We start from the raw sequence: 23907 nt of genomic DNA on the forward strand, positions 1-23907 counted from the left end.
CGCCTCATCCTGTTACTTTGTATACACCCTGATTCTTGACGCGCGGTTCTTCAATGCACCCACAGAACGCCCGTTCACTAGGAAGTTCCGGCCACCGTTACGGAGCGTATTGCTACGCACAGGGATCCGCTGGAGCACCGTCGTGCCGCTGTCGCCCACCGCCGAGTCGCCAGGATTGACAGGGACCACCGCATTTTTATCCACGAACTCGATGCGGTCGATATTCGGGCCGCCATCCTTCGTGAGTGAGGCGATGGTGATGGCGCTTGCCCCCGCAGGCAACCTGAGCGTCACCGTACTCGAATCCCACGATTCCCAGGCACCCGTCGATTCGAAGTCCACCGATTCCACCTGCACCTTGCCGTTCACCACGACACTTACCGGGCGGTTTGCCGTAGAGCCGTTCGCAAAGACAATCTTCACGTCCTTATCGCCCTCGCTTGCAGTAACCACGGAAAGCGTCACCGAAGACCCCACCTCGTTATCGAGATTCGCGTAGCCCTTGCCCGAAAAGCCCTCGTGCGTCGATTCGAGAACCGCCTTGTTGAACACGCCGTTTTCTGCTTCGTACTTGAGCGAATCCTTGCCCACGAACTTGAAGGTCGCGCCCAGGTTCACATCCTTGCCGAGACTTGCCACCGTGTATTCCTTGCCGTTACCCGTGTTGTCGCCGGTCCACGCCACGAATTCCCAGCCCTCCTGCGGAACGGCCGTAAAGGTCACCTTGCTCCCTTCCGCAATTTCACTACCCTCGATGCTCTGCGCAATCGAACCGCCGTAAGCGACCGTCGTCTTCACGTTGTACTTCTTTACGGCCTTGCCGTTCTGCACCCAGTCCGGGAGCGTCGCGTTGTATTTTTTCGCTATATCGCGCAGTTCCCTAAGGCGCGCATTCGCCGTATATTTCTGGCCGTCGCGATCAAACATCGGCTTGTTGCTGTAGCGGGTCGGCTCCCACACGAAGGTTCCCCAGCCCAGGTCACCAAATTCATAGAACACCGAGTTCACGAGGGCCGTGCGTTCGCCCGTATATTCGCAGCTCAGCACCGCCTTCTTGTTCTTGACCACCAAGCCGAACATATCGCGCCAATCCTGCCCGTTGTTCGTGGTGCCGTAGGTGGAACCGCAAATGGCATCGTAGTCGATGTTCGCGTGAATCTTGTTGTACCAATCCGCGAAGCCCTTCTCGGGACGCGGCTGTCCATGCTGCATCACAATCTTGATGGAAGGATCCGTCTCGCGCACCGCACGCACGCCCGAATTGATGATGTTCGCGAAGTCCGCCGTCTTGCTCAGCGAAACGCCCGCCACCCTCGAGTTGATTTCATTACCCACCTGCACCATGTCGGGGCGCAGCCCCGCCTTCATGAGCGCATCCATGGTCGTCTTCACGTGGTTATAGGCGAGCTTGCCCATCTCGGCATTGCTCTTGCCCGCCCACGAGGCCGGAACATTCTGGTGGCCGATGGATGCCCACGTGTCGCTCATGTGGAAATCCAGGAAGAATCCCATGTTGTGCGCCTTGATGCGCTTGGCGAGCGCAATGGTATGTTCCAGGTCGCACCAGCACACGTTGGAATTTGCACCGGAGTAACTCTCCTTGGCGTAGCCGATGCACGAATTCACGAAGGTGCGCACGCGGATAAAGTTGATTCCATGATTCTGCAGGATATCAAAGAGATCCTGCTGCTTGCCGTTATCGTAGTACTTTGCCCCTAACGACTCATCTTCGAGCACCCACGAGACATCGACACCCACGATATACGGGCGCGCAAGCGCCGCAACCGCCACGGCACCCAGAACCAGCGCCGTTTTCCTGATGATTTTTCCCAATCCAAACATCCGTCACTCCTTTGATTTTAGTTAATATTTTGTTGTACTATAAATTGTACTACAATTTTCTATAAATATAACTCTTTTTACTACAAAGCGTACTATATTTTTTGAAAAATTTTAAAATTGGCGATTTTGGGCGGAAAACGAGGGTTTTACAACCATTCAGTTATAAAATCGCAATAATAGACGTTTTTTTGTTGAAACATTACTTTTCTACAGAATCGTTTGCTATATTCTACACGACCAGTAAATAGCTGGCCAAGCTCACAAAAGAGCCGTTTTCTATATCGTATTATTTTATATGATGTAGGAACGGCTCTTTTTTGTTTTTAAACCGCGCGGCGCATACCGCGTAAAGGAGCATTATGGATCCAAACCACGTTCCGTTCGAGGAACTGCCCATCACGAACCGCTTCATGTTCGCGCTGGTATTCAGCCATAAGCATATCGCGAAGCCTTTCCTGGAAGCCATTCTCGGAATCAAGATTTTTGACCTGCAGGAACCGGAGCCGGAGAAATCCACCGAAACAAGCCCCTTCAACAAGGGCGTCCGCTACGACGTGTTCGTAAAGGAACAGGGCCCCGATGGCGAGATTACGCGCACCTTCGACATCGAGATGCAGATTGAGGACACCCACGAGCTTCCGAAGCGTGCCCGCTACTACCAGGCACTGTGCGATTCAGAAGCCCTGAACAAGGGCGAATCCTACCGTAACCTCAAGGAACAGTACATCATCTTCATCTGCCCCGACGATATTTTCAAGCAGGGTCGTGCCGTCTACACGTTCAAGAATCTGGAAAAAGGGCATCCCGAACACGAACTGGGTGACCTCTGTTACAAAAATTTTTATATATTCAATAAGTACAGGGATGTCGCCGAGCAGTCGGTCAAGGAGTATCTTGAATACTTTGCGACCAACAAGGCAACATCCAAGGGAACAAAGAACATCGAACTTCAGCGGCAATGGTATCTGTCGGACAACGAAACGAGGAAGCGCTATATGACTTGGCAACAGGAATTGGATGACTTGGTGTACGATGAGCGCCAGCGCACTAAAGCAGCCGAAAAGCGCGCCAGCGAGGCTGAATCCCGTGCTGACGAGGCGGAAACTCGTGCTGACGAAGAAAAGTCTCGTGCCGACAAGTACGAGAAGATTCTCAAGGAACACGGGCTTCTTTAAGTAAGCCCTTTTCAAGAAAATAAGCCCAAAGCCGGTCCGCAGGGGCCGGTTTTCACGGTTTTAGGTCGCTTTTTTGGAACAAAAACGGCAAGTGTCATCTTTTGCCATTCCAAAAATCTATATTTCAAGGCAAATAGAGTTTTCTCTTGTTCTCTATCTGAAACTTCGACACTTTCATACACAGGGAATAAGACGGACGCTCACGTCTGCGACCGGCGCAAGCCTGCCGCATCGTTTTGGTACATGCATATTTGATAAATCTGCCTGTAGGCAAACGGCCATTTTGGGGCGTGAGTTGTTTGCGTTTATTTGTGTAGGGCAGTCGAAGGCCTCAGGTAGGTAAATGCATTCAACTCCACGCCTTTTTTATTTTCGAAAAAGACTGGACAGGTGCGGAACGGGGGTGGACTCGCTGAGTTTTGCTCTTGTCCTCTAACTGAAACTTCGACACTTTCATACACAAGGAATAAGGCAATGACTCGCCATCGCCCGTGGATTGCATGGGCGTAGTGTACCTTGGGCGTATTGTATCCGCTCGGGATTTTGCGGGTGTATTGTATTCTTTTGAAAATGTCGCGCTTTTAGGCGAGGAGTGAGTCGGCTCCCCGCCGTTCTTTTTGCCTGCACCCCGGCCAAACGAATCGGCCAGAACCGCTCCCGCGAGAGTGAACTCGTTCACTTTCAAAATGGAGCGAAAAAATGGCACAGAAAAAAGCCGCAACAACCGAAGCCAAAATCCAAGAATTTCATCTCTTTGCTGGAATTGGTGGTGGTATTTATGGAGGTGAACTATTAGGCCACGAATGTTGTGCAGGTGTTGAAATCAGTGATTTTTGTCAGAAGGTTTTGAAACAACGTCAAAAAGACGGATGGATGAATCCGTTTGAAATTTACGGAGATCTTCGCGCATTAAATGGCAAAGAATTTAAAGGAAAATTTGATGTCCTGTGCGGAGGGTTTCCCTGTCAGGCTTTCAGTACTGCGGCCCATGGTAAAAATATCGCAGAGAAAAACCTTTGGGATGAAATGTTGCGCTTCACCAAAGAATCTGACGCTCCGGTTGTTTTCGGTGAAAATGTTGTATTACGTGCTATTTCAAAAGCAAAGGAAGATTTGGAGTCTATTGGATACAAAGTTCAGTTTTGCCGCTTGAGCTGTTCAAATCTTGGAGCCGATCATCAGCGTAACCGTTTCTGGTTGTTGGCGGTCAAGAATCAGAAAGTTTTTGAAAAGATAAAAGACCACATCATTAGCCTTCCCAAATTTAAAGGTTCTTACTGGAGTAAGAATCCTGATGACCTTGGTGTAGATGTTCCTATTGCGGACCGCCGAGAACAACTGAAAGGAGTCGGAAACGCTCAATCGCCTTTTGTTGCCGCAAGTGCATTTAGGATTTTGGTAAATCGCCACATTGAAAATGGAACGTATACAGAAGATGTTTCGGAAAAAGAAATATCCCAGGTTTTTGAAAAACAGAAAACTTGGATAAGGAAAACCTATGGTGAAGAGATGGGGTTAGTTCATACGCCAACTACGATGGCAAACTACTCAGCCCCATCAATGATGAAACATCAAGGTTGTAGAAATTTCAAAGAGGTTTTTGGAAAACCGGCTCCAAAGAATGCTGAATACTTGATGGGATTCCCGTTGGGTGCAAGTTCCCCTGAACCGCAGAAAAAAGAGAATCTCAAAAAGTGGGGTGCATGATGTTTGGAAAATACGATGCAGATAGATTATTTAGTCAATATGGATTTAATCAAAAACAAAAAAATGATGAGACCATCATCAATACAGCGAAAGCATTTGATTCCAATGAATATATTGGCTCAAGCCGAAACAGATTGAATAGCGGAATTTTACGCAATCAATTTTTACTGCTTTTAGATTCTTTAAATGGCAAACCTTTGTCAAATCAAACTTTTTCAGGAGTTACACAGTTACGAGCTGATCAATATGTATTAGTTCATCAAAATCGTGAAAGCGAATTATGGGAAGTTTATCAAGGAAATTCCCCAAATAATCCCAGAAAGATTTACGACGCAATAACGTTAAAAAATTTTTTCGACAGTATTCAAGAGGTTGTTGACACAACCATCAATGATGTGAAAAAAGATGATTCAGGGACAGATAATGGCCTTGGCTCTAGTTTACCTAATTTCACCCCTTCCCAAATCATCTACTACGGTGTTCCTGGCTGCGGCAAGAGCAATAAAATCAGGGAGCAACTGAAGAACGTTCCTGAGAAGAACAAGGTTCGTGTCGTGTTCCACCCAGAATACACCAACGCCGAGTTCATCGGGCAAATCTTGCCGAAAGTCAACGGCCATGTCACCTATGAATTTACTCCTGGGCCGTTTACGCAAATTATCAAGCGGGCGTATCTCAACCCTAATGAACAATTTTATCTGGTTATCGAAGAAATCAACCGCGGTAATGCGGCCGCCATTTTCGGCGATACCTTCCAGTTGTTGGATAGGCTCAAGGCTGGCGAAACAGACTCTCTCGGCAACGACCCAGCAAATGCTGCTGTAAACACGTTTACAGAAGGCTGGAGCCAGTATTTTGTCCAGAACGATGATGTCAACGCCTATATTCGGGGAAATGAAAATAGCATCCAGATTGGGAATATTCGCTTTGATTCAAATACGGCTATCCGCTTGCCGCCTAACCTTTCCATCTTGGCGACGATGAACACCAGCGACCAGAATGTGTTCACGTTGGATAACGCTTTCCAGCGCCGTTTCGACATGGAACTAGTCCGCAACGAATTCGACCTCACTCAGTCTGCCGTCAATGCTCAGTACAATGCCGAAATTGACGATACCGGTATTAAATGGGGGCAATTCTGGGGATGGATCAATGCCAAAATTACGGCAACCCTGAAAGGACTTTCCAGTACCGAAGACAAGCGGCTTGGAGTCTGGTTCGTGAGCAACGTGGGCGGCATTATCGACGACAAGGTCTTTGCCGAAAAGGTTTTAAAGTTCTTGTGGGATGACGTTTTCAAGTTCAAGCGTCCGCAAGTATTTGCCGAAGGGATTGATACCCTAGAAAAGCTGATTAACTTCTTTGAAAATCCTCCTGAAGGGAAAGAACGCTTTGACGTTTTCAAGGACAAGGAGAATCTTGTCGCATTTGTAGCATCGCCAACGTTATAATCCTTGATGCAAAAGTTGAACGAAATATGTTTCTGCGAATCCAAAGCGAATTCGGAGACCGAGTTCGTCGGCATTCGCTGTGAAAAATCAAAGGAAGATGGTGCACTGGAAACAAGCATCATCTTTCCTTTGGGATATTTCAAGGATGACTCGGCCTTGCGTGAGCTCCCCGAAGAAGAATTACGGGAATGTGTCGTCAATCTTTTTACGGTACTTTCTGACCCTTTGCTACAGGAACAGATTCATCAGGATTCGTCCATTTCCACATTCGCGGAGGAACATGGCGAATCTGAATTTCCGATGGTTTCGTACTTGAATGTTATCCGGAATTTTCTTGATTTCGGCTACCTTGATGAAAAAGAAATCCTGTATAAGAAAGGGGCGAACGGGAAAATCAATTGGGGACGGACAATCAAGGCCGTGCAACCTGCCATTACCGAAGATGCCCAGAATCTTGTGTACCTGGATTTTATCGCCCGTAAAGTCAGTTATAACGAAGATACGCTCATTACGCAGGTCCATAAGTTCTGCGTTCATGACGCTCTTGTGAAACTCGGATTTTTATTCGGCATAGAACCGTCCGAAGAGCCGCATTTGGATTTTGATTATGACCTGTTCTGTAACGCAATTCATTCTAAACTTGCGAAAACGTTTAACGACCGTGATTTACGCTTGCTTGCTGATTTGGCACGAATTGTGGAGTATCTTGCCGGGCATAAAACTGAAGACGGAAAGATTGCAAACGGATTCTATTTTGGGGTAAAGAAGTTCGCTCCCGTGTGGGAAGCGATGGTGGATAAGATTTTCGGAAGGTTGCCGCAGGGAGTTGCCAAGGATAAATTTAATCCGCATTTGAGATGGAATGACGGATGCCGCGATGAAAAACTTGATGAATCTGAAGAAGAAATAGTCCTGAACGACTCGAAACGTTCCACACTCCGGCCTGATACGATTATGGTTATGGGGGAGAGAGTGTATATCCTTGATTCCAAGTACTACAAATATGGCTTGACTGGTTTCAATTCGCATTTGCCGGGGGCCGAATCCGTGTGTAAACAGATGGCTTACGCGGAATATGTGGAAAAGATGTTGGGAGATCCTTCGACTTCGTTACACTTCGCTCAGGATGACACTTTAAGCATTTACAATGCATTCATTATGCCGTACTGTGCGGATGCGGAAGGCGCTTCGGCAAGCTCAGCGACCTTCCAAATGAAACGCGTCGGTTACATCTATGGTGACTGGAAAAACATGAAGGACGAAAACCGACCTTATCACAAAATCCGCTGCATTCTCCTTGACATGAAATCTGTCATGCGGAACTACGCAAATAATCCTTCCGCGCAAAGAGAACTCACGGGGTTGACAGCATTGTGATTTTGAAATCCAATGCACGCGTCTCGTTATGTAAGATTTTCTCTGTGTTTTCAATTTGACAATCAGTGATTGTCAAATCTCCAATCCCCCAAATTTCACGCTAAGTTGAAATCATTATCAGGTTCTCATGCGCATCAGGAATGCCGGCGAGCGGCGCTTTTACGAAATTGAGGCAACATCCGAGAGCAGCACTCACCCGTAAACAAGCCCTAGCGCGATGGCGAGCAGGCTGAGCACCGCAATCTGCTTGACGATGGCAAAATTTTCACGACTGAACATGCTTTACCTCAGCTCGATTTTCTGGATGCGGCCGCCGAGCCATACCACGTATGCGCCGGGAGCAAAATCACTCACCGAAACTTGCGCGGCGTGCCCGCGGGCAACCACCATGCCGTGCAGGTTCATCAGGGCGTAATCCGCAGCCTGCGAGAACCGCAAACCATCCGCGCGAGAAACGCCGACAACCCGCGCACCGAGATTCCCAGGCGCTGCGACTAGCGACGTAATTTCTGCGGAACTGCTCGACACGTCCTCGGAGCTGGAACTTTCGGGCGCGACCTCTACGCTGGAAGAACTATATGCAGATTCGTCGCCCATGTATTCAAACTTGAACGACTGATTCTGCGTTCCGGTCTGTTTCCACACGACAAGCGGCATTCCCGCCTCCGTAGAGATGTTCAGGACATCGCCCAGGTATTCACTTGCGGTATCCGCGTACAGGCGGTAACCGTCATCCACGTTAAAGTTCTCGATGATAATCCTGTTTTCGGCATTGACGGTCCTTGCGGTATCCAGCAGGTTCCCCTTTCCGAACGAAAGGTACTTTCCCGTCTCGAGGTTCCTGAGCGTGTAGGTGTAACCGTCGATTCTTCTGAGCGCCCACAGCTGCGATTCGCTTTCTTCGGAATCCATCTGGATTACTGCGGAAGCCGCATCTTCGAGACTCAGGCCGCTGTGCCGCGCCTTGATGCGGTAAACGCCATCCCTGATCGGCGCATGGTCAACCTTCTTTACACCCGTATCGGTCATGGTGATGTTCGCGATGGTCGAGTCGTTTTCGTAGTAGGCGTAGTCCACACACAATGCACGGCGAAAACTGCCGCCAATCGCGCCCGTATGGTATATGTAATACCACTGGTTATGGAATTCGACGAACGCCTGATGGCTCGTATTGGAATTCTTGTTGTAACCGACAATAACCTTGGAATTGGATACGGGCCCTGTCGGGCTTTTCATGGTCGCCTGGCCAATGCGTTCTTCCCAGCCGTAGGCATACGTCAAGAAGTAGTAGCCGTTCCTTTTATGAACGTATGGCGCCTCGGTAAAGCTGGGCGGCGTCACGTTGAACATGCTGCCCTGCAGTTCGACCATATTTTCCTTGAGCCTGTAGCCCATCACGGCGCCGTTGCCCCAATAAATATAGGCCTGTCCGTCGTCATCGATAAAGACGGTCGGATCGATATCGTAATTCACGCCGCTATTTGCCGGAGTCATGTCGCTGGTAATGAGCGCCTTGCCGATGGCATCCTTGTACGGACCTGCCGGATGGTCCGCAACCGCGACGCCAACTGCAAAGTCCCTGCCGTCGTGCACAGTCACATACCAGTAGAACTTGCCGTTCCGTTCGATACTCTGGCTCGCCCAGGCACTGCCACGCGCCCAATTGAAAGACCTGATAGAAAGCGCGGCCCCGCGATCCACCCAGGTATCCATATCTCCCGAAGAGAATATGTGCCAGTCGTTCATTATGTAACCTTCGTGACCGACGGGCGCCTCGTCATGCCCCGTGAAGATATACATGGTATCGTTGTAAACGAGCCCTGCGGGGTCTGCCGTGAACATATTCGTGACAATGGGATTGCTTGCGGCAAATGCAGCAACGGCAAGCGACAAGCCGACACCCACAAAGCCGCCCCGTAGGGCGTTTCCCAATCCATACATCCAAACACTCCTGTTTTTAGAATAAGTTAATTCCGCTAGAACATCACCCGATACGGAATCCGCCTGTCAAAACTGCGGCCCTTGAGGTCACGGTAACCCTTGCGAGCAGGCACCTGCATTCCCTGGCGAGCTGCGCGCGGAGCAATCGCGGTAGTTCCGCTGCTAGAACTTTCGGGCGCGACTTCGGAACTCGAAGAATTTTCGGCAACAACGGAGCTGGAAGATTCCTCGATGCTAGAAGACGATTCCGGTTCAACAGACGGCGGGGTCGCCTTCGCGAGTTTCACCTTCTGGTTGTCGGCGCCGGTGCGCACCCAGGTAATCACGGGCATGCCCGCGTCCTTCGAGACATTCAGCACGTCGCCCACAAAGTCGCTGTCGTAATCGCCATACAGGTAGTAGCCCTTCGCGGCAGAGGCATTCTCGATGCGGATTTCGCAGGCAGTCGCCGACGTCTTGACGGTATCGAGCAGCGTCTTGGGCGGGCAATAGTAGCGGCCGGTACCATAATTCTTGAGTGTGTAATGGCGGGCATTTTTCGCACTGCGTTCCACCGTCCAGAACTGATTTGCATCTGTTTCGCTTTCAGGGCGCTGCACCACGATTCCGTTCTCTTCAACAAACGACAGGTTGCTGTGCGAAACGGTCAGGCGGTACGTGCCGTTTTCCACGAGCGCGTTATTTACTTTGTCTACACCCGTGGTGGTACGCTTGATTTTCTGAATATTCGCATTCTCGTCGTAGTACAGGTAATCGATATTCACGGAACGGCGGTAAGTCCAGCCACCTGGCGCGTTTGCGCCGTGATACATGAAATACCAATGCCCGAGATACTTGAAAATCGCCTGGTGGTTCGTCTCGGAATTGTCGAGCTTGTCATTCAGCACGCCCTTCTGCGTCCACGGGCCATTCAGGCTCGTGGCCATAGAATAGTTTGTCGTAGAAGGGTAACCCGAGGCGTAACTGAAGTAGTAGTTGCCGCGGTACTTGTGCATCCAGGGAGCCTCGAAAAAGTCCTTGATCTTGATGTCTTCGGGCGTACTCGCGAGCTCAATCATGTTTTCCTTGAGTTTCACGCGACGACCCGCGTTCCACGAGCCCCAATACATCCAGATGTCGTTCCCATCGTAGAAAATTGCGGGGTCGATATTCAGCGCGACATCGTTCGGGGTGTCGTCGGTCACGAGCGCCTTGCCGATAGCATCCTTCCATGGGCCCGAGGGGTGATCGGCCACCGCGACGCCAATCGCGAAGCCTTCATCACGCACGACAGTCGCATGATGCACGGCCACGTACCAGTAGAACTTGCCATTACGGTATTCGCAATGGCCCGCGAAGGCGTTGCCGCTTGCCCACTTGAAGGTCCGCCACGAAAGTACCGCACCGTAGTCATGGTAGTTTTCCATGTCGTCGGTCACCAGCACATGCCAGTCGTTCATCAAGAAGAACTTGTTGTTCCCCTGAGCGCCCTGCTCGTCGTGGCCCGCAAAAATGAACAGGCTATCGTTGTGCACGAGCGCCGCGGCATCGGCAGAGTAGAATTTTGTAGTGAGGGGGTTTGCAGCCATCGCAACGGCCGCCACCCCCATCAGCATAGATAAAGCACGTTTAAACATACCCAAACATCCCTTTTTCTGTTAGTGATTCATCACCTTGAAGATGTACTTTCCTTTTGGCAGTCCCTGCAGCGACACTTCAGATTCCATGCGCACAGTCTTTCGAGCCATCAGCTGACCCATCGGGTTCATCACGAAGACTTCGTAATTGCCAGGACGATCAAAATGGAGGGTGTAGCCCAAAGCATTTGCAGTCAATTTATAGCCGGTTTTCAAAGACTTTGCCTGAGCGAGAGCCGTCGAAATTTCGCTGGAACTGGAAACTTCAGCGATGCTGGAACTAGATTCTTCCGGAGCCGCGCTAGAACTAGATGCCGGCGGATTCACGCTAGAACTAGATACCGGCGGTTCAGCAATTTTTCCGAAGCGGATGTTGCCCACCAGCACTTCGCCGCTCATGCCGCTACCCGTGAGGTAGAAGTCCTTGACGCCCGAAAGCTTCTTGGTGGCAGAGCAGTTCACTTCGGTCCAGGCGCCGTTTGCGCAGCTCGAAGGAACAGTGCACTTGGAAAGTTCCGTACCCGAAGCAGAACCCTCGCGGATGCTGAGCGTCCCGCCGCTGCACTGCTGCAGTTCGACCTTGACTTCGGTGCTCTTGATAGAATCTGTCACCACGTTTTCGAAGATGGCGTAGCCACCGTTCTTGACGGCAAGCTTGTCGTCCTTGGTGAGACGCACCTTGATTCCGTTATCGAATCCGTTGCCCGGAATGGTATCGCGAATCACGCGCAAGAAGTCGATGCGGTCCAGTTCCGCAAAATTCTGGTCGGGTTCCACCTCGATAAAGTTGCCGCCGCGCTTGAGCTTTGCAGGCACCATCGCCACGGACTTTTCGGGGAAACTGCCCCAGGCGCCCGTCTTCGGGAGTTTCACCGTCTGCGCCTTTCCATTCACCGTTACTTTATGTGTAGCATCATTATCGCCGCCGTTCGCGTAACGGTAACGCATAATGTAGTCGCCCGCCTGCATAATGTTCATCGGCAAGCGAATCTTGGAACCCTTCGTATTGATGTAGCCCACGTATTCGCCGTTCGAGGCTTCCTTCGTGTAATTGAAGGTCAGGTCATCCGTCGCACCGCGTGTCATAATGCCGTGTTCCGCCTCGGCACTCAGGTAGCGCCCGAGGAAGGGCTGCCCCATTTCGGGCCAGTTGTCGTCGGTAAAAACCAGGTCGCGAATGTGGATGTGGTTGTACTTGTCGCCGGTCAGGTCGTAGTAATGATGCACAAAGCGGATGCGGTTCAGGTCCTTGAAGGCCTCGCCGCCGCCCGGGCCCACGTAACGGCTGTAACGCTGCATCAGGATGGTTCCGCCACCCTTGTTGAGTTCCTTGCCGCTGCGGTCCTTGTAGGTTCCGTTCACCTTGTCGGCGCGGCCCATGGCCGTCTTGTAGGTGGTCTGTTCGATTTCGTTACCTTGTTTGCAACATACGTCCCAGGCCGTAAACAAGAAATACTGCCCGCCGTGCTCGATGAGGCTCGGGCCTTCGATACCCGTACCGCCGCGCGTCGCAATCATGTAGTTCGTCTTGTCGTCGCTCGCCTGCTTGCCCGTCTTGGGGTCCAGCTTGATCAAGCGGATACCGCCCGCATTCCAGGAGCCGTAAGTCATCCAGTACTGGCCATCGGGAGTCACCACCACGTCGGCATCAATCGCGTTGTAGTTGTTGCTGTTCGTGGTGCGCGTCACCTCACCCTGGTCCGTCCAACCCTTTGCCGGATCCGAGAAGTTCAGGTTCGCGTTCGTCGCGACACCGATTGCAGAAGTGCGCTGACCAAAAACGGAGCCGCAGTAGAACACGCCGTACTGGTTATTGAAATGGAACAGGTCAGGAGCCCAGATGCCGTCAGTCCTTCCGCCCACGGCATTCTTGAGCCACTGCGGGCTGTCGTTGAAGATTTGCCCCTTCGCGCTCCACTTGACCATGTCCGTCGAGGTCCACATCGCCAGGTTGTTATTCGTGGACATAAGGATGTAGCCATTCTCGTCCCTGTACATGGAAGGGTCATGGCCCCCTTGGCGCACGTCAGTTGCATACCACGACTGAGCGAACGCACCTTGGCCCGCCAAGGCGAGCGTGAAAATTGCCGCGGACACCACTCCGCGAGAATTCAATCCCATCACACCAAACATTTTATCTCCCTTTTTACTATAAGGTTTGCTACTTTAAATATACGCTCGTTTTTATTAAAAGTCAATAGTTTTTACGCAATTTCAAACTAAACGATGTAATTTTTACAATAATTTAATTAAAAAAAGTCCACATTTTGCAAAAATACACCCCGAAGGGCGCCTTAAGCACCCGTTTATTCCTTTATAACCGCATATTGCAGGGCGTAGAAGAGCCGCATCCAGTTGTTGGACTGCGTACCGTCGAAGAAGAACACCTCGTCAATACCGCCGCGAAGCCCGCCGTAGCCGATTGAGGGGTTGAATGCAGCCGCAAAGCCCTCGCCCGAATCGAACTGCCTGGATTCCAGCAGCGTTCCGTCGATGAACGTGGTCACGCTATCGCCATGAATCTTGAACGAGTAGTTATGCCAGGTTCCGTCGAGCACCCCGTTCGCACGCCCCACGACCGTGTTGTAGACACCCGTGCGCGTATCGAGCCTGAGGTTCACCGCACCCGATGTTCCGCGCTTCTGCAGGGTGAAACCCACGCTGTCTTTCTTGGCCGAAATAATTTGTGCGTACTCGTCCACCTGCATAGAATCAATATTGAACCAGATGGAGAGTCCCATGTAGTAGCCGTCTTCGGAGAAGGGCTTGAAATCGGGAATGTAAAACCAGTTGTCGGTAGAATCCACCCAGCGGGAATTGCCGAGCACAGACGCAAGCTCGTTGCCGGTAGCGAGCGCCGCTTCGGACGGCACAACCGAATCAAAATGCTCCACATAGCGGGCCAGAGCCAAGTCAATGCGGTCGCTGGACTGGCACGATTCCACCACGTCGAGAGACACGGCATTGTTCTCATCGAAGGCAACCTGCGGCAGCACGCCCCAATAAACAGCGGAATCAGAAGCCCTTGCCGTAGGGGCGTCCGCAAGTTCGGCACGACTGAGGCGCACCATGTTGCCGTCAGCATCCAACAGGCAGGGGTTCTTTACTTCCGGGAGCCGGACCGCGAAGGGCATGCTTTCGAACACCTCGTCCGAACTGGCCAAATCTTCGAACCCCTCGGGAAGCACAAGCGCGACAGCGCCCTTGAATTCCGCATCCAGCGCACGGTCGATATTCGTGGAATTTTCCTCGACGTTCCAGGAAACAGCCACCGTACGCACGTTACCCTCCAGAGGGTGCACCGAAACGGATTCGTAATCGCCCACGGGCAGGCTATCGAGCGACATCACGCCCGACGCACACTCAATCGAGGTCGCCACATGCCTGTAGTCCACCGTATCTACATACAAAGTGTCACCCACGGTATCGGCACTCGCCTTGAACACCACGACAGTATCGCCCGCGACAACATCCAGATTCTCGGCAGAAACAAGAATCCGCGCAAGCCCCTTGTTGCCCGTATTCGTCTCGATGAGGATTCCTGCGGAATCCGTAGAAGACGTATTGCTGCAGCCCGCAAAGAAGGCGAGCACGCACACCGCGACAAAAGCGAACGCAAGACGCTCCGCATCAAAGATATTCCTAAAGCATCCCATAAACACCTCCCTACGCCTCGCCCGTTCCGGACGGTTTATTGTTTTCGCGGATGTTGCTGAACACGTGCAGGTTCACATGCTCCACGACGGTTGGAGTCTCGTTGTCGGCCATCACGATCTGGCGCACCTGCGCCTTGAATTTTTCGGCAGCCTTTTCGACCTTCGCCTGCGCGGATTTCGACACCGCGAACGTGAACGTGGTCATGTCGCGGGACTCGCTCCCTTCGGACTCCAGCGCCTGCTTCGAGAGTTCCAGGCACTGCTTCTGGAACTGGAGCACCATCTGGCTCTTGCTCTGCTGCACCGTGGCAAGGCTATCCTTCGTCGGCTTCCAGAATCCGCGTTCGTCCTTGCGCACGAGCGACATCTTTTTCATAAGTTCAAGACTCGCCTTCAGGCGCTTCTCGGATACGGGCGGGAAAATCTTCGCCGCGAGTTCCGACACGTCGTCGCCCACATCCATCACCTCGAGAATCGCATAGACCGTGCTGTTGTACCAGTTGCCAAAGAACTCGTAGCTGTCCGGGTCCACAATCGCCTGCGGGTTCTTGTTCAGGCGCATCATGGCATCGAACGCCGCCTCGCGTACCTGAGCAGTCTTCCCCTGATCAAAATCGACCATCGCCTCGAAATACCTCGCCTCGTTCCCCTTGAGCCCGATGACGTTTATAAAACGCTCGCGCATGTTGTCGGTCACGCGTTTGCCCTGCACCACGTCATTGAAATAGCTGCGGGTATTGGGGAGTCCCAGCAAGTTGCAGAACTCGGTACGCGAAAACGAAGGCTCCGCCGCCTGACGGCGCTCCTGGTATTCCGCCAGGAACTTGCGGAACTTGGTAAACTCGAAAATGTTTACGAAGGTATTCATGATATTAAATATACATAAAAATGTAGTACATAGTATAGTAAAAGTTAAAAATTTTCCCGGTACGGGACGCGTTCAAGCCCCGCCTCGGGGTGTTGACATTCGAAACAGGCGCAAAAAACGGCGAAAACGGAACTTTTTTCAGCAATTTTTCCAAAAAATGTAGACATTTTACAACAACAAACAACTAACAATCTTTGTAAATTAAGGTAAATTATTGAGAAAATGTAGACTTTTAATAAAATTTAGATTATATTAAAAATCGGTACGATAAGTACCTGTTTGGTATAACTTCGACCCTTTTGGGGAGGAAAATATGGTGTATTGTGGAAAGAAAACGCCGCTTGCGGCGTGTGTAGCGTTGTCCTTTGGACTCGCCATCCCGTCTTTCGCGGCCCCGCGTCAGATGGAAAACCTGAGCCGCGGTCTCGTGGCTTCTAACGTCGGGAAAGGCATACTGGTCAGCTGGCGCCTGCTCGGGAGCGACGCCCCGAATACCGAGTTCAATCTTTACCGTGACGGGACAAAAATTGCGACCATCGCAGGGAACGGCGCGACAAACTACCTCGACGCTTCGGGCAAGGCGACCTCCAAGTATACGGTCGCCGCAGTCGTGGGTGGCAAGGAAGGTGCGCAGTCCGGACTCTCGTTTGTGTTCGACAAGTCAGCCAATTCCGATGGTAAGAACATCCCGTATGCGACTCTCAAGCTTGACCGCCCGGGCGACCTCAAGATGCCCGACGGTTCCAGCTGCAGCTACACCTCGAACGACATGAGCGTGGGCGACCTGGACGGCGACGGGGAACTCGAGCTTGTCGTAAAGTGGGACCCGAGCAACCAGAAGGACAACTCGCAGAGCGGCTACACGGGCAACGTGTATATTGACGGCTACAAGATGAACGGCAAAAAGCTGTGGCGCATTGACCTGGGCAAGAACATCCGCGCGGGCGCCCATTACACGCAGTTCATGGTCTACGACCTAGACGGTGACGGCATCGCCGAAGTTGCCATGAAGACAAGCGACGGCACCATTGACGGTACAGGCAAGGCCATCGGCGACAAGAGCAAGGATTACCGCACAAAGACCGGCACCATCATGAGCGGGAACGAGTTCCTGACCGTGTTCAACGGCAAGACGGGTGCAGCCATCACGACCATCGACTACGTGCCGGGCCGTAATGTCACCAAGAACTGGGGCGACAACTACGGCAACCGCAGCGAACGCATGCTCGCGGCCATCGCCTACCTCGACGGTGTACACCCGAGCCTCGTGATGATGCGCGGCTACTACACCTACGCCTACGCGGTCGCCTACGACTTCGACGGCAAGCAGCTCAAGCAGCGCTGGTACCACAAGTCCGAAACGAGGGGCCAGGGCATCTTTGGCGAAGGCAACCACAACGTTTCCGTAGGCGACATCAACGGCGACGGCAAGGACGAAATCGTGTTCGGTTCTGCGGCGCTCAAGTCCGACGGCACGCTCCTTTACCGCACAGGGCTCGGACACGGCGATGCACTCCACCTCTCTGACATGGACCCCGACCGTCCGGGCCTTGAATCGTGGGACGTTCACGAAGAAAAGTCCGCCGCCTATACCGACGACTTCCGCGGCCCCGACGGCAAGATCATCTGGGGCACCAAGCAGCCGAACCCGGGCGTCGACAACGGCCGAGGCCTCGCCGCAGACATTGACGCGGACCACCGCGGATTCGAGATGTGGAGCAGCGCGGGCGACGGCGTGAAGAACGTGAAGGGCCAGAAGATTTCGGGCAGCAAGCCCTCGGTGAACTTCCGCATCTATTTTGACGGAGACCTGCAAGACGAACTGCTTGACGGCGCAATAGACAAGTGGAGCACCAAGGACAAGAAGGCGAACCGCTACTTTACCTACGGCAACGTGAACAAGTCCACTACGAACAACGGAACAAAGAAGAACCCGAGCCTCGTGGCCGATTTGTTCGGCGACTGGCGCGAAGAACTTATCCTGCGTTCGGGCAGCGACGCCTCCATGATTACGATTTTCGGCACTCCGGTCACGACGGATTACCGCGTGTACACCCTGATGCATGACCCGCATTACCGCGTGAGCATTGCCTGGCAGAACGTGGCCTACAACCAGCCGCCGCACCTGGGCTACTATCTGCCCGACGCGGTAAAGAACCTGAAGCAGCCTTCCATTTATCTCGCAGGTGACGGTACTACCCCTGTGGTTATTGACCCGGTGATTGTCGACCCCGTCATTCCCGAAATCAAGCACGACATGACAAAGGAATCGTTTGTAGATGCATCCGCCCCGGCAGAAGGTAAAGGCACCTTCGAAGACACGAACGAAGGCTGGAAAGAGAAGGGCTACTACAACTTCGACAACGATGCGGCGAGCTTTGCCACCTGGAAAGTGACCGCAAAGGAAGACGCGAAGACGACCGTCTCCATCGTGTTTGCAAACGGCGGGAACGATGCCCGCGACATGAACCTGTCCGTAAACGGCGGCGATGCGGTCAGCGTAAGCCTACCTTCTACCGGCAGCTGGACCACCTGGCAAGAAGTCCAGGTTCCCGTGAACATCGTGAAGGGTGAGAATACGCTCAAGCTCTCCTCCACCACGGAGAACGGCGGCCCGAACGTGGACGGTTTCTACTTCGGGGTACCGGGTGTGACGCTTTCCTCTGCAGAAGGGACGACCGCCCTTGCGACAGGCGTGCAGAATTTTGCCCGCGGCGGCTACGCCGAAATCGAGATTTACAACATGAGTGGCCGCATCGTGGGGACCATCGCGAAGTTTGTCGCCGCGGGCGAGAGCGCCGTGGACCTTTCGCAGGAACCGCTCCCGAAGGGGAGTTACCTTGTGCGCATAAAAATCGACGGCAAGTATATCTCCAAGGGAATCTTTAAGAAATAGAACCCCCATAAACTCCCCGTCTAGCGCCCTTTCTCAGAGGGGGGCTAGGCGGCTTTTTACCGTTAACGGATTTAAAAAAAAATTGAAATTTTTCTTGCTTTTTTGAAAATTTTATAGTACATTTTGTAGTACAAACACAAACGTGTGTAAAAGGGATGTTATTATGGATTACAAAACTGAAATCAAGGGCTACGACACCCTTGTCAAAACCGCCACGATGGTGACTATCGCAGCGCTTCTGGCCGCATTCTCCATGGCCGAAGCCGCCGAAAACTACAAGTTCGACTTCGGCGAGGGCCCGGTTGCCGCGGGCTACACGCAGGTCAAGGCCAACACCAAGTACAGCGACTCGCAGGGCTACGGCTTCGAAAGCGGGACGGTTTCTTCGGTAGACCGCCTGTGGGACGACGACCTCACCACGGATTTCTTGACGGCGAAGGGCGACATGGTTTTCTCGGTAGCTCTCCCGCAAGGCAATTACGAAGTGACGTTCATTCTCGGTGACGGCGAAAACGAAAGCGAAACCACCGTATGGGCCGAAAACCGCAAGCTCATGCTCGACCGCATCACCCTCGCCGGCGGCGTGTTCAGCAGGCAGACCGTTTCGCTCAGGCGCATGGAAACAAGAAGCATGGACGGCTCGGTGACCATGAGCATCAAGGACCGCGAAAAGGATTACCGCACCTGGGACAAGAAGCTCACCTTCGTCATCAGCGGCAAGGCGCCCGCCGTCGCAGGAATCGAAATCAAGCGTAACGACAACGTGACCACACTCTGGCTCTGCGGGAATTCCACCGTGGTCGACCAAATAACGGCTCCTTGGGCGGGTTGGGGCCAGATGGCCCCGGGATTTTTCAAATCCAGCCTTGCCATCGCGAACTACGCCGAATCGGGCCTTACCGCCAGCGGGTTCTACAGCATGAAGCGCCTCGCAAAGATTCTCGCCGAAGTCAAGAAGGGCGACTTCGTGACCGTGCAGTTCGCGCATAACGACCAGAAGAATCAAAACGACGTGAACAACTACGAAGCAACTCTCACCAAATACGCAAACGAAATCAAGGCGAAGGGGGCCACTCCGCTGTTCGTGACATCTACCGCGCGGCAAAACGAAACCGACCCGAAAACAGCTGTGGGCGGGCTTCCCGAACGTATGCGCGCCATCGGCAAAAAACTCGGCGTCACCGTACTCGACCTGAACCAGCACAGCATCACGCTCGGCAAGGCCCTCGGTGGCAACAAGGAAAAAATGTACATGTACACCGCGAGCGACAAGACGCACTTCTGCGAATACGGCGCCTACGAACTCGCCCGCGCGAACATCGAAGAAATCAAGGCGAAGGTACCCGAACTCGCCAAGCACCTGCGCGACGATCATGAAGCGTTCGATTCCAGCAAGCCCGACCCGCTCGACATCCTCACACGGGCAAAGACGCCCATCACCGATGGTGGCTTGATTCAGGTGGAGCCGGAATCCAGCAGTTCCGAAGAACCGGAATCCTCGTCAAGTGCAGAAATCGCCGGTCCGGAATCGTCCAGCGCAACAGAAGGCGCATCCTCCAGCACAGAAGATACCGAAGGCGTCACCGCCGCCGAATCCATAACTCCGCACAACGCAATCAGCGGGCGAATCAACGGTAGCAAGCTCCGTCTCGAGGGCATCGACGGCGGCGCGCACGACATCAGCGTCTTCGACATGCAAGGCCACCGCATCGCGGAATTCCGCGCCATGCAGGGGAACGAACTCCACATCACCCTGCGTCAAGGCGCCTACCTAGTCAAGGTCGCGCAAGGCAACAGGACCCTCGGGATTTTCAAGGCCACAAGGCGCTAACTCTCTCGCAACAACACACCTCCAAAAAATCCCCGGCCATCTCGGCTGGGGATTTTTCTTAAAGTTCAATTCAGTTGCGACGTAATCAGTCTTTTCGGACCAGCTTATTTATTACGGTTACCTTGGAAATCCCATAAAAAATATCCTTTTACTGAAAGATGTGGACATACTTGTCCACAGTAAAAAGAATTTGAACACCATATCTATGCTATTCAAGCATATATTTAAAGTACCCATTATAACTATGATTGTTTAACACAATGGGTTTGGGTTTCTGTTTGGCGAAAGGAGTGAAACATGAAAAAGGGCCTCCACACGGCGCTTCTTTTTGGTTTATGTTCCATGGTATTTGCAGAAATACCGCTCAATTTCGACCTCGAAAACCGCGGCAAGGATCTTGGCGCCAAGGCGGGCGAACTTAAGAGCAATAGAAAACTCCCCAACCCATTCGAATTCCACGACGGTTCCAAAGTCACCAAGTATGGCGACTGGAGCAAGCGTCGTAACGAAATCAAGGCCGATATCGAAAAGTACGAAATCGGCGACAAGCCGATTCCTTCCGACGTGAGCGCCACTTACAGCGGCGGCACCCTCACGGTCACCGTCAAGGAAGGCGGCAAGACAATGACGATTACGTCGAAGTTCAGCATTCCTTCTGGCAACGGCCCGCACCCGATTATCATCGGCATGAACAGCGGCACGGGTTCGCTTTCCTCTAGCCTGTTCAGCGGCTTTGTGCAGGTACCCTTCAATCACGACCAGGTCGCGAAATACTCCATGAACGGCCAAAAGGACACGAACGTGGGTTTCTACAAGTTCTACGGCAACAAGAACCAGAACGGTGACTATTCCGCATGGTCTTGGGGTGTGAGCCGCCTGATTGACGGTCTTGCGCAAATTGCCGACCAGTACCACCTGGACATGAGCAAAATTGCCGTCACAGGCTGCTCCTATGCAGGCAAGATGGCTCTATTCGCAGGCGCCTTCGACGAACGCGTGACGCTCACCATCGCCCAGGAATCGGGTGGCGGCGGCATCAACTCGTGGCGCACATCCGCAGACTTCGCGAGCCGCGGCACGAACATCGAAAAAATTGACAACACGAACTACAGCTGGTTCATGCAGAGCTTGCAGCGCCAGGACCCGTACAAGCTCCCGCACGACCATCACGAACTCATCGCCATGATCGCCCCGCGCGCAGTGATTGCACTCGGCAACCCGCCCTACGAATGGCTTGGCGACGAATCGGGCTACAAGTCCATCATGGCAGCGACCGAGGTGTGGAAGGCCATGGGCATCGAAGACCGTATCGGTTTCGACTTTACCGGCGGCCACGAGCATTGCCAGGCAGCGCCGAACCAGAACAATTCCGTGACAGCGTTCGTGGACAAGTTCATGCGCGGCAAGAACGCCAATACCGATATCCACGTCAAGCCTACGAACGGCAAGGGTTTCAAGATTGATAACTATGCCGACTGGATTGACTGGGAAACGCCTTCGCTCCCGTACGAAGAACCCAAGCCGGACACTTCTAAGCAGGACACGACCGTGCAGGATACTTCCAAACAGGACACTTCGAAGACCTCCCTGAAGATGGCACACCTCGCTCCGTCAATGAACATGTTCGTATCAAACGGCTTCTTGCATGTACAAGGCGCACCCGAGGGCACCAAAGTCCGCTTGTTCGACTTGCAGGGTAACCTCGTCCGTGAATTTGGCGAAAAAGGCGGAAATCTTGCAGGCATTCGCGTCGGTAAGTTGACCGCTGTATTTGTCAGTAGTTGTGGCCAAAAGCTCGGCCATAAATCGTTCAGCTACACTGGACTCTAGTAGCCAACCAGAGCTTATTCCAAATTATTCCTTATTGATTCGAAAAAACTCCCCGACGAACGCCGGGGAGTTTTCGTTGCAACAAAGAGCCTTAGCGCAGATTCACTTTCAACTGACGATTACCGCTTTTGGCGATATAGACGCCTTGGCGCAAGCCCTGCAACGAAAGCTCGGAAATTCCTCTGCGGAGCATGTTGCCATTCATATCGAACAGCTTGATGGCTCCACTAGCATAAAGCATCGCTCCTTCGCGGCGGAGATTAACGCGACCAAAAGAACTCGTAACGCCGCCATTCCGCACGGCAATCGTTCCGGCACCGCCTTCCACAAAGTTTTCGTCATGAGTAATTCCCGTATTCACGTAGTCACCAAGACCATACGCTTTCCGCATAATGTCTAGCACATCTTTGTCAAAAATGGAGCCATCGGGCTCACTCTGCCTGCGGATAATGGTCATGTTGTTTTCACCTTCGTGACCCGTATCCCAAGCAATCGGCACCACCTGATTCGCCTTGCAGGAACTCATGAACGCCTGGTAATATTCAAGGCGACCTTTGCGGTGCTTGTCATAGTTGCTACCCGTAAGCACGCCTACGCGGTCGTTTGCGCCAAATTCACCGATAATCACCGGCACGCCTTTATCCACGTAGTTTTTCTTCATCTTGCCAAGCGATGCATCCATTTGGCTCTTGGTGCAGGGATCACCCATGCCACCGCCCCAGGCATTGTAGCCGCAATTATGGACGATATCGTCACCCGTAGCAAGATTGTCGCCCGTACCCCAATAATACTGCGGTTCCACAATGGCGCCCCAGTTGGCAGGTTCATTCATCAGCGTATAGGTGTACGGATCGTAGTAGTGAACCTCAAACATCAAACGGTTCTCGATCACGTCTTTCGGGAGCTTGTCCACCGTATAGACTTCAACCGAGCGGTCAATACTCGTAGAAGGCCCTTGAATCACAAGCGTACGGCTTGCGTTGTTACCACCCGTGGCACGCACGGCGTCCACGAAAGTCTGGTGGTATGTTGCCAAGATTTCAGTTTCATGCTTGTAATTATCGTCAGTCGTAGCAGGCTCGTTTGCGCTCGCGAAAAGCAGGCGTTCGTTGTAGTTCTTGAAGCGTGTGGCAATCTGGGTCCAGTACGCCTTTTGCTTGGCGTTCACCTCGTCCTTCTTGTCGTCACTCAAGTTCCCTTCGAGCCAGCCGCCATCCCAATGAATGTTGAGAACCGTCACTAACCCTGCGCGCATGCACATGTCCACCACCGTCTGCACGGAATCCATCCAACTTTCGTTAATGACTCCGTCTTTGGCGTGGCTATCCCAGGCGCAAGGAATGCGAATCGTGCTGAATCCGGCCGCCTTCACCGAATCGATGTAGGCCTCTGTCGGGAACTTGTTGCCCCAACCGGTCGGATTGCCCGGCACTTCCATCGTGTTACCGATGTTGATGCCGAAGCCCATTTTATTGAAAATTTCGGTCGCAGTCGGAAGCGTAGCGCCCCACGACATCGAAACCAAAGACACGGAAGCAGCCATTGCCGCAGTCCTGAGGATGCGTCTTTTCATAACAACCCTTTAGCGCCTCTAACTCCAGAGGCACTTATTTAAACAACCTTGCCCTAAATATAATATCAAAAGGGGACGCTCACGGCATCCCCAAAATATTCTTTTTTTTGACAAAAAATCCACACCGGCAAGCGCGTTGCCGAA

14 protein-coding genes are annotated in these 23907 nt (G+C 52.5%); 7 read left to right on the forward strand and 7 right to left on the reverse strand.

Annotation, left to right across the window (positions count from 1 at the left end; translation table 11 throughout):
• Positions 1 to 12: 12 nt before the first annotated feature.
• Positions 13 to 1842 (reverse strand): glycosyl hydrolase 53 family protein, encoded by a 1830-nt coding sequence (locus tag B7988_RS09640; protein ID WP_088657723.1) that lies wholly within the window; start codon positions 1840 to 1842, stop codon positions 13 to 15.
• A gap of 359 nt (positions 1843 to 2201) precedes the next feature.
• Here B7988_RS09640 and B7988_RS09645 point away from each other — a divergent pair, with 359 nt between their 5' ends.
• The 4 genes from B7988_RS09645 to B7988_RS09665 all read left to right on the forward strand — a co-directional run bounded on the left by B7988_RS09645 (position 2202) and on the right by B7988_RS09665 (position 7552).
• Positions 2202 to 3017: an Rpn family recombination-promoting nuclease/putative transposase gene (locus tag B7988_RS09645; RefSeq protein WP_088657724.1), complete on the forward strand. Its 816-nt coding sequence runs from the start codon at positions 2202 to 2204 to the stop codon at positions 3015 to 3017.
• 699 nt (positions 3018 to 3716) lie between these two features.
• Positions 3717 to 4724 carry a DNA cytosine methyltransferase gene (locus B7988_RS09655; protein ID WP_088657726.1) on the forward strand — a complete coding sequence of 336 codons (1008 nt, stop codon included), beginning with the start codon at positions 3717 to 3719 and terminating at the stop codon, positions 4722 to 4724.
• Complete coding sequence (locus B7988_RS09660) at positions 4721 to 6175, forward strand: AAA family ATPase (RefSeq protein ID WP_176495122.1); 1455 nt, start codon at positions 4721 to 4723, stop codon at positions 6173 to 6175. The genes B7988_RS09655 and B7988_RS09660 overlap by 4 nt, the downstream gene beginning before the upstream one ends.
• A 6-nt stretch (positions 6176 to 6181) precedes the next feature.
• The gene (locus B7988_RS09665) at positions 6182 to 7552 is read left to right on the forward strand and encodes an LlaJI family restriction endonuclease (protein ID WP_088657727.1); all 1371 of its coding nucleotides are present in this window, start codon (positions 6182 to 6184) and stop codon (positions 7550 to 7552) included.
• A 282-nt stretch (positions 7553 to 7834) separates the two neighbouring features.
• Here B7988_RS09665 and B7988_RS09670 read toward each other — a convergent pair whose 3' ends face one another.
• The 5 genes from B7988_RS09670 to B7988_RS09690 form a co-directional block, all read right to left on the reverse strand.
• Positions 7835 to 9493: a family 43 glycosylhydrolase gene (locus tag B7988_RS09670; protein ID WP_088657728.1), complete on the reverse strand. Its 1659-nt coding sequence runs from the start codon at positions 9491 to 9493 to the stop codon at positions 7835 to 7837.
• A 35-nt stretch (positions 9494 to 9528) separates the two neighbouring features.
• Positions 9529 to 11109 (reverse strand): glycoside hydrolase family 43 protein, encoded by a 1581-nt coding sequence (locus B7988_RS09675; RefSeq protein WP_088657729.1) that lies wholly within the window; start codon positions 11107 to 11109, stop codon positions 9529 to 9531.
• Between the two features lie 21 nt (positions 11110 to 11130).
• Positions 11131 to 13230: a family 43 glycosylhydrolase gene (locus B7988_RS09680; RefSeq protein WP_249268945.1), complete on the reverse strand. Its 2100-nt coding sequence runs from the start codon at positions 13228 to 13230 to the stop codon at positions 11131 to 11133.
• 185 nt (positions 13231 to 13415) lie between these two features.
• Positions 13416 to 14765, reverse strand: coding sequence for a LamG-like jellyroll fold domain-containing protein (locus B7988_RS09685; RefSeq protein WP_088657731.1), 1350 nt, complete (start codon positions 14763 to 14765; stop codon positions 13416 to 13418).
• A gap of 10 nt (positions 14766 to 14775) precedes the next feature.
• Positions 14776 to 15633, reverse strand: a complete 858-nt coding sequence (locus tag B7988_RS09690; protein WP_088627924.1) for a TIGR02147 family protein — start codon at positions 15631 to 15633, stop codon at positions 14776 to 14778.
• Positions 15634 to 15946: 313 nt separating this feature from the next.
• Between B7988_RS09690 and B7988_RS09695 the strand changes: the two genes are divergently transcribed.
• The 3 genes from B7988_RS09695 (at position 15947) to B7988_RS09705 (ending at position 22190) form a co-directional block, all read left to right on the forward strand.
• Positions 15947 to 18529 (forward strand): T9SS type A sorting domain-containing protein, encoded by a 2583-nt coding sequence (locus B7988_RS09695; RefSeq protein WP_088657732.1) that lies wholly within the window; start codon positions 15947 to 15949, stop codon positions 18527 to 18529.
• 163 nt (positions 18530 to 18692) lie between these two features.
• On the forward strand, positions 18693 to 20360 hold the full coding sequence (locus B7988_RS09700; RefSeq protein WP_249268946.1) for an SGNH/GDSL hydrolase family protein: 1668 nt from the start codon (positions 18693 to 18695) through the stop codon (positions 20358 to 20360).
• A 297-nt stretch (positions 20361 to 20657) separates the two neighbouring features.
• Complete coding sequence (locus tag B7988_RS09705) at positions 20658 to 22190, forward strand: hypothetical protein (RefSeq protein WP_088657733.1); 1533 nt, start codon at positions 20658 to 20660, stop codon at positions 22188 to 22190.
• A gap of 91 nt (positions 22191 to 22281) precedes the next feature.
• Here B7988_RS09705 and B7988_RS09710 read toward each other — a convergent pair whose 3' ends face one another.
• A complete protein-coding gene (locus tag B7988_RS09710; RefSeq protein WP_088657734.1) occupies positions 22282 to 23763 on the reverse strand; it encodes a glycoside hydrolase family 5 protein in 1482 nt (493 codons plus the stop codon).
• Positions 23764 to 23907 lie beyond the last annotated feature (144 nt).

This window comes from Fibrobacter sp. UWB1 (assembly GCF_002210325.1).
In the GTDB taxonomy this organism is placed as follows: Bacteria; Fibrobacterota; Fibrobacteria; order Fibrobacterales; family Fibrobacteraceae; genus Fibrobacter.